General features: G+C 46.6%; 14 protein-coding genes. 4 read left to right on the forward strand and 10 right to left on the reverse strand.

Translation table 11 applies throughout. The annotated features are described in order from the left end of the window. The first annotated feature begins 181 nt into the window (after positions 1-181). Entirely contained in the window at positions 182-670 is a 489-nt protein-coding gene (locus AB6E85_RS02605) for a hypothetical protein (protein WP_372141326.1), read from the forward strand. A 96-nt stretch (positions 671-766) separates the two neighbouring features. Here AB6E85_RS02605 and cyoE read toward each other — a convergent pair whose 3' ends face one another. The 7 genes from cyoE to AB6E85_RS02640 form a co-directional block, all read right to left on the reverse strand. Then, positions 767-1,639, reverse strand: coding sequence for a heme o synthase (gene cyoE, locus AB6E85_RS02610; RefSeq protein ID WP_372141328.1), 873 nt, complete (start codon positions 1,637-1,639; stop codon positions 767-769). 8 nt (positions 1,640-1,647) lie between these two features. Next, entirely contained in the window at positions 1,648-1,959 is a 312-nt protein-coding gene (gene cyoD / locus AB6E85_RS02615; RefSeq protein ID WP_016786088.1) for a cytochrome o ubiquinol oxidase subunit IV, read from the reverse strand. After that, a complete protein-coding gene (cyoC, locus tag AB6E85_RS02620; RefSeq protein WP_016786087.1) occupies positions 1,959-2,576 on the reverse strand; it encodes a cytochrome o ubiquinol oxidase subunit III in 618 nt (205 codons plus the stop codon). Before cyoC ends, cyoD begins: the two co-directional genes overlap by 1 nt. Continuing rightward, positions 2,566-4,647 (reverse strand): cytochrome o ubiquinol oxidase subunit I, encoded by a 2,082-nt coding sequence (cyoB, locus tag AB6E85_RS02625; RefSeq protein WP_372141329.1) that lies wholly within the window; start codon positions 4,645-4,647, stop codon positions 2,566-2,568. Before cyoB ends, cyoC begins: the two co-directional genes overlap by 11 nt. A 5-nt stretch (positions 4,648-4,652) precedes the next feature. Then, complete coding sequence (cyoA, locus tag AB6E85_RS02630) at positions 4,653-5,549, reverse strand: ubiquinol oxidase subunit II (RefSeq protein WP_081090247.1); 897 nt, start codon at positions 5,547-5,549, stop codon at positions 4,653-4,655. A 754-nt stretch (positions 5,550-6,303) separates the two neighbouring features. Next, positions 6,304-9,402 carry an efflux RND transporter permease subunit gene (locus tag AB6E85_RS02635; RefSeq protein WP_372141331.1) on the reverse strand — a complete coding sequence of 1,033 codons (3,099 nt, stop codon included), beginning with the start codon at positions 9,400-9,402 and terminating at the stop codon, positions 6,304-6,306. Between the two features lie 8 nt (positions 9,403-9,410). Beyond that, complete coding sequence (locus tag AB6E85_RS02640; RefSeq protein ID WP_372141333.1) at positions 9,411-10,526, reverse strand: efflux RND transporter periplasmic adaptor subunit; 1,116 nt, start codon at positions 10,524-10,526, stop codon at positions 9,411-9,413. Between the two features lie 200 nt (positions 10,527-10,726). On the opposite strand from AB6E85_RS02640, the gene AB6E85_RS02645 reads away from it, so the two are divergent. Continuing rightward, positions 10,727-11,341 (forward strand): TetR/AcrR family transcriptional regulator, encoded by a 615-nt coding sequence (locus tag AB6E85_RS02645; protein ID WP_372141334.1) that lies wholly within the window; start codon positions 10,727-10,729, stop codon positions 11,339-11,341. A 17-nt stretch (positions 11,342-11,358) separates the two neighbouring features. Here AB6E85_RS02645 and AB6E85_RS02650 read toward each other — a convergent pair whose 3' ends face one another. After that, the gene (locus tag AB6E85_RS02650) at positions 11,359-12,270 is read right to left on the reverse strand and encodes a LysR family transcriptional regulator (RefSeq protein ID WP_372141336.1); all 912 of its coding nucleotides are present in this window, start codon (positions 12,268-12,270) and stop codon (positions 11,359-11,361) included. Positions 12,271-12,445: 175 nt separating this feature from the next. Between AB6E85_RS02650 and AB6E85_RS02655 the strand changes: the two genes are divergently transcribed. Both AB6E85_RS02655 and AB6E85_RS02660 read left to right on the forward strand, forming a co-directional pair. Beyond that, on the forward strand, positions 12,446-12,751 hold the full coding sequence (locus tag AB6E85_RS02655; protein ID WP_048609337.1) for a monooxygenase: 306 nt from the start codon (positions 12,446-12,448) through the stop codon (positions 12,749-12,751). A 97-nt stretch (positions 12,752-12,848) separates the two neighbouring features. Then, positions 12,849-13,223: a hypothetical protein gene (locus AB6E85_RS02660; protein WP_050622049.1), complete on the forward strand. Its 375-nt coding sequence runs from the start codon at positions 12,849-12,851 to the stop codon at positions 13,221-13,223. Between the two features lie 88 nt (positions 13,224-13,311). Here AB6E85_RS02660 and AB6E85_RS02665 read toward each other — a convergent pair whose 3' ends face one another. Both AB6E85_RS02665 and AB6E85_RS02670 read right to left on the reverse strand, forming a co-directional pair. Next, positions 13,312-13,839, reverse strand: coding sequence for a cytochrome b (locus AB6E85_RS02665; protein WP_050622050.1), 528 nt, complete (start codon positions 13,837-13,839; stop codon positions 13,312-13,314). 108 nt (positions 13,840-13,947) lie between these two features. Continuing rightward, positions 13,948-14,466, reverse strand: coding sequence for a lipocalin family protein (locus tag AB6E85_RS02670; RefSeq protein ID WP_050622051.1), 519 nt, complete (start codon positions 14,464-14,466; stop codon positions 13,948-13,950). Positions 14,467-14,527 lie beyond the last annotated feature (61 nt).

Below are 14,527 nucleotides of genomic sequence, written 5' to 3' on the forward strand. Positions count from 1 at the left end.
TTGGCGATAGATCTTCGACGATGGCTCTTTGACGAAAGCTACTTAGCAAACAATCTCGCTAAATAGCTAACAGTCCGATTAGCTGACCGCTTCACATGGATGACAAACAAATACAGGGACCCTTTGTGGTCCCTTTTTTGTCGTCAGATTCTTAATCCTGTTATAGGTCTCGATAACCATTATGTTAAAACGATTTGCTTTGATTCTTTCACTCACCTCTTCACTCACGTTTGCCTGTGGTCTTCACCAAGATACCGGATTTAGTTTAGTGACAGAGCCAGGTTCGCTCGAGGTGTTTGGCAACATCATCACAGCCAGACAAGACGATGAATTCAACAACCTCAATAAGCCGGATCACTTTCGAGTCTTTGCCATCAAAGCCGCGCTTGCGAAACCCCACCCAAGCAAAATTGAGTTCAACTTATTCGAAGCGATTAAAGGTCATTACAGCCAAGTGAAGTTTGAGAAGGGTGTCGATGTGTCAGGCAGAGATACTTTGCCTACCGAGGAAGATCTATTACTGATTACGGAACTCGATGTGTTCGATGCGCTAGCAACGGGCACCATCTCTTGGGATCACGCGACACTAAACGGCTTAGTGATCATCAACGGCCCACAAGATAAACGAGAACAGCTTGAAGATTGGCTTGGTGATATTTTTGAAGGGTAATAGCTTAAAGCAGAACAGATAAAATAAAGCGGAACAGATAAAAGGTCGTCAAACCCTCGGACTTCAGAACATTGAGGGTTCAACGACAAACTTAAGTCAAAAAAGCGTAGGGAACGGAATCAACTCCAGTCCCAGCACGCCACTGATGCTCATTACCACCAGCAGAGAGACCTTGAAGACGGTCTTTGACCACTGGATGTAGTTGAGGCAATCGACCTTACGGAATGTCACTTTGGTCCACATAAAGCAAACTGCTGCCGACACCGCGAGGTATTCATAGCCAGCTTCCCCGAGTAGGAACAGCGCCAACGAGACTGCGCCAAACGCTACCACATAGGCTTTCATGTGTTGATGTGCTTTGTCGACGCCCTCTTTCACCGGTAACACAGGAATGCATGCATCTCGATAATCTTGTATACGGAACATCGCGATCGCGTACGAGTGTGGCATTTGCCATAAGCAGAACATCACAAACAACAATACCGCTTCAAGGCTGATGTAATTAGTCACCGCCAAGTAACCCACCAATGGCGGAACCGCTCCCGAAATACTGCCGACTAAAGTGCCGTAAACCGATGTTCGCTTGTACCACATGGTGTAGAAAAAGACGTAAAACACATAGCCAAGCAACACCATGACCGCAGAGATCGGATTAGCGAACTGAAACAGAAGCGCTGTACCTGAGAGCAGTAAAACCAAGGCATAGACAAACGCGACGTCTGTATTGATGTTGCCCTGAACCAATTCTCGATTTTGTGTGCGCTTCATCTTTTGGTCGATGTCTCGATCAAAGATGTTATTCACCACACAACCTGATGCAATCACAAGTCCCACACCCGCTAATGTTGTCAGTAACAACATCGCATTGGCTGGTTCTGTTTTTGCGGCGAGGAAGAACCCCGCCGCAACAGAAATCAGGTTGCCGAAAATGATGCCCGGTTTGGTGATAGACAGATATCTTTTCAGCATACCCTAGCCTACAACTTCATGTTGACGTTCATGTTGTAGATGATCCATACCGAGCCAGCGATAAGAATCAATACAACAATGGCGGTAAACATCAGTGACACCAAGTTCCAACGCCCATCGGAAGATTTCGCTTCCATGTGCAAGAAGTACTTAAAGTGCACAAAGATTTGCACCAGCGCACAGCCGAACAAGATCACATAAGTTTCCGTGCTTGGTAGCGCATGTGCCCACACGATGTAGAACGGAATAATGGTGAGAATCAGTGACGCAATAAAGCCTTTCACATAATCCGTTGCACCGCTGTCTAGATGCTGTTCCATTACATCACCCCCATTAAGTACACGATGGTAAATACACAAATCCAAACAATATCAAGGAAGTGCCAGAACAAGCTCAAGCACTGGAAACGCATCGACATGTTGTCGTTCAAGCCTTTGGTTGAAAGCTGGTGATACGCCACCGCCATCCAGATAAGACCGAACGTTACGTGCAAACCGTGTGTACCAACCAAGGTAAAGAACGCTGAAAGGAACGCACTCTCTTGAGGACCATAACCTTCTGCAATCAAGTGGTGGAACTCATACACTTCCATACAGATAAAGGCTAAGCCCAATACGAAAGTCACTTTGATCCATCGCTTCAGTCCTAAAACATCTTTACGCTTCATTGCAATCATGCCAAAGCCAAAGGTGATACTACTGAACAGCAGCATCATTGTTTCGACAAACACAAATGGCAGTTCAAAGATGTCTTTACCTGTCGGCCCTGCAATTGATCCACTCTCAAGCACGGCATACGTCGCGAAAAGCGTGGCAAACAGGACACAGTCACTCATCAAGTAAACCCAGAAGCCAAACAATTTATTGCCGGCAGCTTCGTGGTGATGATCATGCGAGTGTGCAAGATCATAAGTGTGTGACGGAGTATTAGCTTGCATACGTCGTCTCCAAATCATCTTTATTTTTGTTGTTATCACTGTCACCGTCAGCGCTGTTACCACGACCAGAGTTGTCGCCTTTCACTGACTGTTTCTTCGCTTCTTCAAGCTGTGCACGTCGAGCTGCTTCAATCGCTTTGATCTCTTCAACTTCCACGTAATAGTCCACATCGTCGTTGTAGCTGTGTTGAATACACGTCACCACGATGCCCACTAGGCTTGCCGCCGCTAGCCACCAGATGTACCAAATCATTGCGAAGCCAAATGCCAACGCCCATGCAGACACATAAATGCCTGTCGGTGTGTTCTTCGGCATGTGAATACGTTCGTATTCTTCTTCCTGAGTTGGATCAAACTCACCACTTTGCTTTTGATACCAGAACGAATCGATCTCATCGCCCTTAGGCAGTTTTGCGAAGTTGTAGAACGGCGGTGGTGAAGACGTTGCCCATTCGAATGTGCGTCCGCCCCACGGGTCACCCGTTAGATCTCGGTTTTGGTCGCGGTCACGAACACTCACGTAAATCTGCACGAACTGACAAACAACACCCATCGCAATCACACCCGTACCTGCAGCCGCAACCGCCAGTAGAGGGAAGAACTCAGGGTTGATGTCTTGGCTCAAACGACGCGTCATGCCCATAAAACCAAGTGCGTAAAGTGGCAAGAACGCCATCAAGAAACCGATGATCCAGCAGTAGAACGCGCGTTTGCCCCAAAGCTCGTTCAGAGTGAAACCGGTCGCTTTCGGGAACCAGTAACCAATTGCAGCAAAACAGCCGAAGACCACGCCACCGATGATTACGTTGTGGAAATGCGCAATCAAGAATACCGAGTTATGCAGAATGAAATCTGCGCCCGGAACTGCCATTAATACACCCGTCATACCACCAACGGTAAAGGTGATTAGGAATCCGACTGTCCACATCATTGGTGTGGTAAAGCGGATACGACCTTTGTACATGGTGAATAGCCAGTTGAAGATCTTAACCCCGGTTGGGATAGAGATAATCATGGTAGCGATGCCAAAGAAGGCATTCACATTGGCGCCAGAACCCATGGTGAAGAAGTGATGCAACCAAACCACAAACGCTAAAATCGTGATCGCCACCGTCGCCCATACCAGCGAGGTATAACCAAACAGTTTTTTGCGAGAGAAGGTTGCAGTCACTTCAGAGAACACACCGAAGATAGGCAAGATTAGGATGTACACCTCAGGGTGTCCCCATGCCCAAATCAAGTTCACATACATCATCACGTTGCCACCAAGGTCATTGGTGAAGAAGTGCGTGCCGATGTATCTATCCAAAGTCAGTAACGCGATGGTGACCGTTAGGATTGGGAAAGAGATGATGATCAGGATGTTGGCACACAGAGATGCCCAAGTGAACACTGGCATCTTCATCATTGGCATAGATGGAGTACGCATGCGTAGAATAGTCGCGAAGAAGTTCACACCCGTTAACGTGGTACCCACACCGGATATTTGCAGCGCCCATATCCAATAATCGACCCCGACTCCCGGGCTCGCCTCAATGCCAGACAGCGGCGGGTACGCCAACCAACCCGTACGGCCAAACTCACCTAAGCCAAGCGACATGTTGGTTAGGATAATACCCACCACAAACAGCCAGAAGCTCAAGTTATTCAGATAAGGGAATGCAACATCACGAGCACCAATTTGCAGCGGCACGATGATGTTCATCAAGCCTATAACCAATGGCATCGCGACGAAGAAAATCATGATCACGCCGTGAGCCGTGAAGATCTGGTCATAGTGATGTGGCGGTAAATAGCCCGTCTCACCAGCTGCAGAAAGCAATTGCTGACTGCGCATCATGACCGCATCGGCAAAGCCACGAACTAACATCACCATCGCAACCGCAATGTACATGAAGCCCAGTTTTTTGTGGTCTACAGATGTAAACCATTCATTCCAGAGGTATTGCCACTTACCGACTTTAGTGACCGCGTACACCACTAAAGCACCCACCAAAGCGATCATGGTTAAGGTGACCAAAATAATGGGTTCGTGGTAGGGAATTGAGTCTAGAGTTAATCTTCCAAACATGACGATTATCCTTGGGTTTCCGGCAGACAGTTCATTGAACCAGGGTGCTGGGTCACGACATCAGTGAATAAAAATGGTGGGATACTAGAAAACAGCGTCACAGGTTCAGCCACACTTGGCGCGGCCAATGAACGGAACTGCTCCCAATCTTCAATACGATCAGGACTTGCTTTCACTTTCTCTACCCAGTTTAAAAACGCCACTTGATCAGGCATGGCCGATGCGGTGAATTTCATCTGAGAGAACCCTTTGCCACTGTAGTTCGAAGCAAAACCTTTGAAGTCGCCTTCGTGGTTTGCAATCAAATTCAACTTAGTCACCATTCCCGGCATCGCGTAGATCTGCGAACCAAGACGCGGGATAAAGAACGCGTTCATGATGTTGTCTGAAGTCAGCTTAAACGTCACCGGAACATCTTTCGGGAACGCAACATAGTTAACCGTCGCAATGTTTTGCTCCGGATAGATGAACAGCCATTTCCAGTCCAGAGAGACCACTTCGATCACCATGGGTTTAACGTCACTTTCCAGAGGCTTAGATGGCTCCAGTTCGTGAGTTGTTCGCCAAGTGATGGTGGCTAGAATCGCAATAATGATGATTGGAATTGTCCATACCACTATTTCAATTTTGGTCGAGTGTGCCCAGTCTGGTGCATACTCTTCCGTGGTATTGCTTTCGCGGTATCGGTAAGCAAAGTAGATGGTCATCAGAATTACTGGGATGACGACAATCAACATCAGCAACAGAGCCGTGATAATCAGCTCTTTTTCCTGAACGCCAACGCTACCTTTTGGGTCGAGCAATGCGGAGTTACATCCTTCGAGCATCAGAATGGTTCCCAGCAAACCAATCTTCGACAAATTTGTCCTCGATAAAATGCGTTTATATCTTGAAGCTTCCATTAACTTTCTCGATGGTTATCCAGCCTCAGAACGAACGCCTAAGTACTGGTTGTCATGATCATTAGAATATTTATGTGTTGAGCATGTGAAACGCCGCATCTCAAAAAGCAATGCAATAGAGCCCGTTACTGCTGGGTTAAAACCACACAGAAAACATGACTTAATTGTTACACTTTGAAATACATTGTTACATTTGGCGCATTATGAAGAGTTGAATTTGAAAGCTCACCAAACAAACTTGGAAACTAACCTTCCATTTATGGATGCGAAAACTAAGAAGTAGAAGACGATTAAGACACACACCAGCAGCGTGCTACATGGGTGAGACCAGTGCTGACAAGGGATTTAGAAAAAGCAGATAAACACTCACGCGTCACCACAGCTCAGGGCAAGTTCAAGGTACATTAGAAAGAGCGAATAAATAGAAGTGTGACGCCCGTCAAGATTGTGAATTCACATACCATTTACAAGGTATTCACTGGTTAGATTATTCAAAACACCCACTCATTCACCAGCAAGATAACCAAGCATTCATCGATGCACTAATGTGACGAATTGAAAGAATATAATGACTAACAGAAAGAATATTGTGGCTAACAGAAAGGATAATTTGACTAATTGAGGGCGTAATAGCGGTGAAAAGAACAACAGAATGGTAGGAATTGGGATGAATTTATCGAGAATAACAACACCATAATCGAGCCAGATACGGCTCGATTATGGGCAATTGAAGAGCAGTTAAATTGAAAGACAGTTACGCAGCTTGAGTCGCGATGGTTTTTCGCTGATTTCGAGTCATCAAGTGATAAACCACCGGCACAAAGTAGAACGAGATAAGCGTGGTTAACACGGTACCGCCCACAATCGCGACCGCAAACGGAGGCCAGAAACCACCGCCAGCAATGATCAATGGCATAAAACCGCCCACGGTTGTGATCGTGGTTGAACTGATATGTCGAGTACACGACATAACGGCCTCAACGACTGCATCGACATTCCCGGAGGAAGCCTCTTTATCGAGTTTCAATTCGGTCAGAATCACAATGGCCGCGTTAATCGCTAAGCCTGCAATCCCGAGCATCGCGATAATCACCGTAAAGCCAAACGGATAACCGAAAATCCACACCGACAACAACCCTAGCCCACCCGCCAATCCTGCTACCATGAAGATGATGCTGCTCATTCGGAACGAGTTAAACGACATCACCACCACCAACACCATCAATACCACCACGACTGCGACGTTCGAGATCAGGCTGTTGACTGAATTATCTCGTTCAGCAGATTCACCACCAAAACCAATCGTATAGCCCGATGGCATCTGATAGCTTTCTAGGCGTTTTTGGAATTCATTGAGCACGGTTTGAGGCAAGACTCCCGCTTCAATATAACCCTCAATGGTATTCACACGTTGCCCATTTCTACGCGTAATCGCACCACGACTTGTGGTCAGTTCAAGCTCAGCTAAGGTAGACACATTGATACCCGTAGAATAGACATCAGAGCTTATCGGCAAACGAATATTACTCAGGTGAGCCAAGTTTTCACGCGCATCATCCGCAACACGAACACGGATTGGCACCGACTCACTCCCCTCAATCACAGAGCCACTTTCACGACCTGTCAGCGTGGTTTGCAACATGCCAGCAAACTGGTTCAATGAAATACCATTCAGCTTTGCGGTGTCTTCATCGACTTTCAACCACACCTTAGGCGTACCCGGTTGCAGCGTTTCCCTTGTGTGCGTGACATGAGGAACACCTGCCAAAATTAGACGAACATCTTCACCAATCGCTTTTAGGGTATCGAGGTTTTCACCGTAAACTCGCAGTTCAACGGGCGCAGTAAATGGAGGCCCTTGGTTGAGCTTACGTACCAAGATTTGTGCTTCCGGAACCTCTTCATCCAACACCTTTTGCAGCTCAGGAATCAGCGCATTGGCTTGGTCAAAGTTCTCTGTTTTCACCATCGCTTGCGAGAAGTATGGCGCGTTGTTTTGCCTTGCTTGTAGGTTGTAATAGAAGGATGGGAAGTTTGCGCCCACCAGCCAATCGATACGCTCCACTTCGGGGTAACGATGAATGATGTCGTCTATTTTTTCAGAGGTGTTTTTGGTGGCGTAAATGCTCGCTTGAGGTGGCATGTAAACCTGAATCTCAAACATGTCTCGGTCTGATGGCGGGAAGAATTGCTCAGTCAGCTGAGACATACTCCAGTAGCCAGTAAACGGAACCAACAGCACCAAAGCAATCGTGATGATTGGATGCGTTACGCCAAAGCGGACAGAAGACGAGAACCAGCGCGTCAAAGCCGGGATTCTCAAACCCGTCATGTACCAATGGTGCTGCCCTTTCTTGTCTACATCACTGAGTTGTTTCGGCAGTAGCTTGGTCGCCAAGCCCGCAATTAAGGTGTGCGAGATAATGTAAGAACCGATCAATGAGAAAGAAACGGTAATCGCAATACCACCGACGAACTCACCCGATGCACCCGGCATCAAGATAATCGGGGCAAACGCCAACACGGTAGTTAAGGTTGAGCCTAATAACGGCACCCATAAATGCTTCAATGCGTTCATGGTTGCTTCAGCTCGTTGTTGTCCTTTTAAACGATACGCTTGAATGGTGTCGACCATTACCACCGCGTTATCGACCATGATCCCGAGCGCCACAATTAGGCCCGTCACCGACATTTGGTTAATCGGCACACCGGTCATTTTCATGATCGACAGGGTCAGTAATGAAGTTAACGGCAGAGAAATGGCGACTAAGATCGCGGCACGTACGCCTAAAGTGACAAACAGAACAATCAAGATCAGACCGAAACCGATCATCAAGCTTTTGCCTAAATCGTCTAAGCGAGTCTCGGTATAACCTTGCTGATTAAAGAGCACTGTCACCTTAACGTTACTTGGTAACTCTTGCTCAAATTTGCCAATCAGAGCATTGGCTCTCGACGTCCAGTTATCGACTCGCAGATCAGGGTGCATTCTTGCCGCGACAATCACCCCCGGCTCGCCGTCAATAATCGCAATTTGGTCTTGTGGGGTTTTCTCACCACGTTTCACAGACGCAATATCTTCCATGCGAATGATGTGACCATTGCTGTCGGTAGCGATTGGGACTTGCTTGATACGTTCAATGGAATCCAGTTCAGATTCAATTTCCAAACCAAAACGGGAATAGGCACTGACCAATTCACCCGCAGAATTCTTGGCGTCTGCCCCTTCTAGCGACTCAGCGATATTGGCACTTGATCGCCCTAACGCCGCAGCATCGGCCGTACGCAAACTGATTTGAATCTCTTCTTGCGGCATCCCGTATTCATCAACGAATTCGGTACCCGACAAGGTTCGTAACCGCTTGGCGAGCTCTTTGGCATAACGGCCCAGAGTTAATCTGTCAGGCTCGCCTGCACCAGACCAAGTTAGAGATGCGATGGTCGTGAAAGCATAGGTATGGTCGCTATCGAGATCGGGAGATTGAGAGCCCGCAGGCAAAATGGATTCGATGTCAGATAACTTGTCGCGAGCTTGGGACCAGACGGGTTCTGGCTCGGTGATGGTGTCATTAAGTTCTAGCGTGACAATCGATACGCTCGGCCTAGAGGTTGAGCTCACCAGTTTAACTTCACTCAGCTCACGCAGTTTGTTCTCAATCACCTCAGTGACCAAGGTTTCTACACGTTCGGCACTGGCACCGGGAAAGCTGGTTGTGATGTTTGCATAACGGTTGATGATTACTGGGTCTTCTGCACGAGGCAGTGTCATGAACGCAGAAATACCACTCACCATCAGTAGCGCCGTCATCAAGATGAGCAGTCGAGTATTGGAAATAGTCTCTATGATTTTCATACTATTCCCTATTCAGCAGCAGTGCTTACTGGCTTCACGGTTTGGCCCGGAACCAAGCGATGTAAACCACTCGCAATAACCTGCTCACCATCTTCAATCGCACCACTCACGTACGCTTGTTGATTGTTGGCAAACAACACTTGAACACTTCGGCGCTCAACTTTGTTGTCTTCACCAATCACAAAGATGTTCCACACACCGCGTAGGCCGTCAATCAAACCCGTTAATGGCACCCAGTAGCCTTGGTCGTCAATCTGTTCGTCAAATTTCAGATAGGCAAGTTGCCCTTCTAATACCGACGATTGTTCAGGAAAAAGATAACGCAAACCGACACTGCGAGACTGTGTGTCGACCATTGCGCCCGGATTCAACAGGCTCACAGCGAATTCATCTCGCCCGACGCGAATACTTGGTGCGGAAAGTGAAGTAACCTTTTTCATTTGATGGGCAGGGATACCGATGAAGGCCTCTTTCCCTTCAGAGGCAAGCAGTGTAAGAGTTGGATTCCCTACATTCACTACATCTCCAAGCGAGACATAGCGGGTTGCGATGGTCCCTGAATATGGCGCACGAACTGTCGATTTCACCAACTTCAATTGATTGCCTTTTACCGAGGCATCAATACGCAGCAAGTTCGCCTGCAATACGCGTTGCTCACTGGTTAGTGAATCAATCTCCGCTTCGGCACTGAAGCCTTTCGCTTTCAATGAACGTTGACGTTTTAGGTTCGCCGCAACAAGGCTCAGTTGAGCTTTCACTTCTTCTGCTTGCGCTTTTAGCTGGCTCGATTCAGTCTGTAACAGTTGAGTGTCTAATCGAATAAGGGGTTGACCTTCGGTTACTATGTCACCGACATCAACCAGAATCTCATTCACTTTACCTGCCAGCTCGAAACCTAAATTAGCTTGCTGACCTGCCTTAACCACACCAACATATTCACGCTGCACTGCATAAGAGGAAGACAGCGCTAAGGCCATCGTTTCTACAGTTAAAATGGTTTGGACGCTCGAAGCCGTTTGATTGGTTGAATCAACCGAATCTTGGGCTTGTTCCTTTTCGCCACATCCAACAAGAAAAGCCGATAGAGACAACGCCACCGCACTTCCTTTCATCAATTTATACATACTTCCTGTTCCTATGCGGTACTCAATCCTATTCTTTTTTTAGACTAACCAAACCAAACTAGACTGTCTAGTTTGATTGTGTTAAAAATAAGTTTCATCGTTAATGATTGATAAAACCATCACAAAAAGCATAATGCTTAACGCAGAACGAAATGCATTGAACTGAGCAACACCAAGTACCAAGCAATGAGAAACAGCACGTGACTAAAATCATCAAGAGTGAACAGAAGAGATCGCAGATCTTAACCGCAGCAAGCCAGCTTTTCTCTGAACATGGCTTCAAGATCAATATGGATCAGATAGCCAAAGCAGCGAACGTTTCCAAGCAAACGGTCTACTCTCACTTTAAAAACAAAGACGAACTTTTCGAAACCTGCATGCAAACCAAGTGTGCCGAGCGTGAACTCAGCCCTTCTGCTTTTGACATGAATGCCACTTTGGAAGAAGAATTGGTGAAGTTTGGTGTGAAGTTTCAAGATTTGTTACTTGATGAGCAGTCTAGACAGACCTTTCAAAATGCGGTGAGCCAATCCAACACGCACCCAGAGATCGCTTCGATCTACCTAGAAACAGGACCGCAAAAAACCACCCTTTTGCTCGCCGATTATCTACAAAGCAAAGTGGACTCGGGTGATTTGATCTTATCAACATCAAGCTCGCCGATCATTGCAGCAAGACAGCTACTGCTGATGTTCCATGGTAAGTCGGCGTATTGGGGATTCTTCGGACACGAAAGCGGTGAGTCTGAGCAAGAAAGGCTTCTCTACACCAAAGAGTGTGTCGCGCTGTTCTTAAACGGCAATCAGCCTCGTTAGTCTTAAATATTTAACCGTTAGCCAGCCATAGAAGCTGACTCAAGAAGCAGTTCATAGAAACGTTTTGCGGCTGGGCCTGTCTTGGCCCCTTTTGGCAGAGTCAGATGCAGCGGAACGTGATACCCACTGCCATTTTCGACATTGAGCACCGTCAGCTTGTTCCCACCTCGACTTTCCACAATGTGCTTTGGTAATCGGCAGTAACCCACACCCTGCTCTACCGCACCAAACGCATGGTCGAAATTATCTACCGTAATGCGCTGACTCGACTTCAACCACCCCACATCCTGTTTGTTGCCTTGGCTTTTAGCGCCTTGACTGGATCGTGCACCTAAATCCCTCACCACAATTTGTGGCAAAAACGACAATTGATTCAACGACACAGAAGCAGCACTAGCTAACGGATGTGAACTCGCAACAACAGGCTCCATCATAGTAAAGCCAAAAGCCTCAGCAGAATGATTGGTGACAGGCAGATTGATGATGGCAACATCAGCGAGCTCTTGAGTGACCATTTCCGTCGTCTTTGACAACGACGTTTCCATCACCTGAATCGATGTTGTGCTGTTCTCCGCCATAAATTGCGCCATCGGTTTGTATAGACGTTCAAGACAACACAAATGATCCACGGCGACCACGATTTCAGACTCGACGCCTTTCGCCAGCTGTTCACTGATAAGTTCCAACTCTCTCGCCTGTTCCAACATGCTGCTTGCACGGCGCAACAGTGATTTGCCATCTTCCGACAGCACCGCTCTGCGACCTTCAACTTGCACCAAAGACACACCCAATTGATCCTCCAATTTTCTCAAAGCATAAATCAGCGTGGTATGGCTCTTATTCAATTGCACGGCCGCCGCCTGAATGCTGCCTGCGCGGTCAATTTCGTAAAGCGTTTGCCATTGGTCTAGGGTGGTCTTTAATCTCATCGGTCTAAAATCCTGACAGTTAATGGCAATATTATGAACTTTTCTGTCTGTTTTTTACAGGTAATATGAGTTTCAACAACAAACGAGAATGGCTTGTTTGTCTTGAACACCTATTTGTTAATGGAATTTTTTAAACGGAATTTGCTAAACAGAATTTATTAAACGGAGAAACACCATGAAACTACTACAAGTTGATTTTGAATTTTCAGGCCCTTTCGGTGAAGAGATGTCAAACGCACTCGTTGACCTAGCAAAGTCGATTAACAACGAACCGGGCATGATCTGGAAAATCTGGACAGAGAACGAAGCAGAAAAACTGGGGGGCGGCGTCTACTTATTTGAAGATCAGCTGAGTGCTGAAACCTATCTAGCGATGCATGCTGCTCGCTTAAAAGAGATGGGTGTACAGGAAGTACGTGGTGTGATTTTTGACGTCAATCAGCCATTAACTACCATTAATAAAGGCCCAATCAACGCTTAACGCATCGCTCATTCGCTCATTCACTCATTCACTCACTCCTGTATTGAGCAAAGAGACAGATTAGCGATATCACCAAGTTGAAAAAGAGATCGACACAATGAACAACAAAATATTCTTGAGCTTACACGGCATCATTTACGCAGGGTTTGCCTTCGCGCTGTTTTTCCTACCCACCGTTATGTGGCCAATGTACGGCGTAGAGATCAATGATAAGTACGCTTACTTTCTCTCTCAACACACCAGTATATTTTTGGGTGGTATCGCTGCAATAAGCTGGCTGCTTAGAGACATTGAACCTGGCGTGTCCGCTAAAAAGCTCATCCAAGGATTGGTGGTTACAAATATGCTTGGCGCCATCATCACATTGTATGCGGCGTTTACAGGAATATTTGTTGGCTTCGGCTGGAGTGATCCGGCGTTCTTCCTGTTTCTATCAATACTGAGCGTGTTGCAGGTTCGCAAGCAAGCTTAACTAACCAATGAGTTCAGATAGCACAAACAAAAAAACACTCGGTATAGACCGAGTGTTTTCGTATTAAATCGTTAACTTTAACGTCAGGCTATGAGCGACCAAGCATACGACTTAGCGTGCCATCTTTATCGACAAACTGATGCTTCAATGCGCCTAATACATGCAGAGCAAGTGCCACCATGATCAAGTTCACTGAATTTACATGAACGAAAGAAGCCGCAGACTGTAACCATTCGGTTTTTTCACCAGCAGCGATAAGCTCGAACCCAAACACGTCTAATGCACGTCCACCTGCAACACTCATCACAGCTCCAGAAATTGGCATCGCCAACGTCACTAACAACAAGAAATGGTGAATGCTTTTCGCTGCGATTTCTTGTGCTCTCGTCAATACGGCAACACTCTCAATTGCGCCCTCTTTAAAACGCCATACCAAGCGTGAAAGTGCGACAACTAAAACAATCAAACCCAACGATTTGTGCAGCCCCATTAACTCGCCTTTTTCGGGGCCTCGCGGCATGCCTTCAAATTGAAGTCCAATAACAAACACGACAAGGAACAAAATACCGGTAAGCCAATGGAAAATAACAGTCTTTTTCGATAACGATTTACTCATGATGACCAATTTATGTCTCTAATAATGACGCTATTTTCGCCTAATATCATTACACTTCATAGGGTAAATAAGTAAAGTTAGGTAAAGACCAAAAGAAGCCCAAAATCGTTACTTTGTGTGCTCGACAAAAATCAACTCGTCAGTGTTGAAGCCACGCTCTTTAGACATGCTTTTGAACTTCTCCATCACCTCTGGCGCAACTTCGGGTGTTCTTGAAAGCAGCCATAAGTAATCGGTATCTGGGCCAGAAACAAACGCGTATTGGTAGTCCTCTTTGTCCAATTCAAACACTACATAAGCACCGTAGAAAGGGCCAAAGAAAGACACTTTCAAATAGCCTTGTTCGCTGCCTTCAACAAAATACGCTTTGCCTTCTGCTTCGTTCCACTCCCCCTCTTCCGCCGAATAGCCTCGGTTAATCACCTTCACGCCGCCATCATCACGCAGACTATACTCAGCACTGATGTTGTCTAAGCCACGCTCAAACGAGTGATCCAAACGAGCCACTTCGTACCATTTCCCTAAATATCGATCCAACTCGAACTGTTGAACGGGCTTAACGGTTTCGGGCATGCCGACACAACCACCCAATAAGATCACGCTAAGCAGCAATAATATTTTTTTCATCCTAACCTCGACTTGTTTTTATTAGTAATGCGAGTAAGTCTCGTGAAAACATAAACTTACA

The sequence above is a fragment of the Vibrio sp. 10N.247.311.51 genome (assembly GCF_041467855.1).
GTDB classification, from domain to species: Bacteria; Pseudomonadota; Gammaproteobacteria; order Enterobacterales; family Vibrionaceae; genus Vibrio; species Vibrio coralliirubri.

Bases quoted from the DNA above. Each gene is read 5' to 3' on its own strand.
- cyoC (WP_016786087.1), bottom strand. From the start codon at position 2,576: ATGCAAGCTAATACTCCGTCACACACTTATGATCTTGCACACTCGCAT.
- AB6E85_RS02660 (WP_050622049.1), top strand. From the start codon at position 12,849: ATGAACAACAAAATATTCTTGAGCTTACACGGCATCATTTACGCAGGG.
- AB6E85_RS02650 (WP_372141336.1), bottom strand. From the start codon at position 12,270: ATGAGATTAAAGACCACCCTAGACCAATGGCAAACGCTTTACGAAATT.
- AB6E85_RS02670 (WP_050622051.1), bottom strand. From the start codon at position 14,466: ATGAAAAAAATATTATTGCTGCTTAGCGTGATCTTATTGGGTGGTTGT.
- AB6E85_RS02635 (WP_372141331.1), bottom strand. From the start codon at position 9,402: ATGAAAATCATAGAGACTATTTCCAATACTCGACTGCTCATCTTGATG.
- cyoA (WP_081090247.1), bottom strand. From the start codon at position 5,549: ATGGAAGCTTCAAGATATAAACGCATTTTATCGAGGACAAATTTGTCG.
- cyoB (WP_372141329.1), bottom strand. From the start codon at position 4,647: ATGTTTGGAAGATTAACTCTAGACTCAATTCCCTACCACGAACCCATT.
- cyoE (WP_372141328.1), bottom strand. From the start codon at position 1,639: ATGCTGAAAAGATATCTGTCTATCACCAAACCGGGCATCATTTTCGGC.
- cyoD (WP_016786088.1), bottom strand. From the start codon at position 1,959: ATGGAACAGCATCTAGACAGCGGTGCAACGGATTATGTGAAAGGCTTT.
- AB6E85_RS02640 (WP_372141333.1), bottom strand. From the start codon at position 10,526: ATGTATAAATTGATGAAAGGAAGTGCGGTGGCGTTGTCTCTATCGGCT.
- AB6E85_RS02665 (WP_050622050.1), bottom strand. From the start codon at position 13,839: ATGAGTAAATCGTTATCGAAAAAGACTGTTATTTTCCATTGGCTTACC.
- AB6E85_RS02655 (WP_048609337.1), top strand. From the start codon at position 12,446: ATGAAACTACTACAAGTTGATTTTGAATTTTCAGGCCCTTTCGGTGAA.
- AB6E85_RS02605 (WP_372141326.1), top strand. From the start codon at position 182: ATGTTAAAACGATTTGCTTTGATTCTTTCACTCACCTCTTCACTCACG.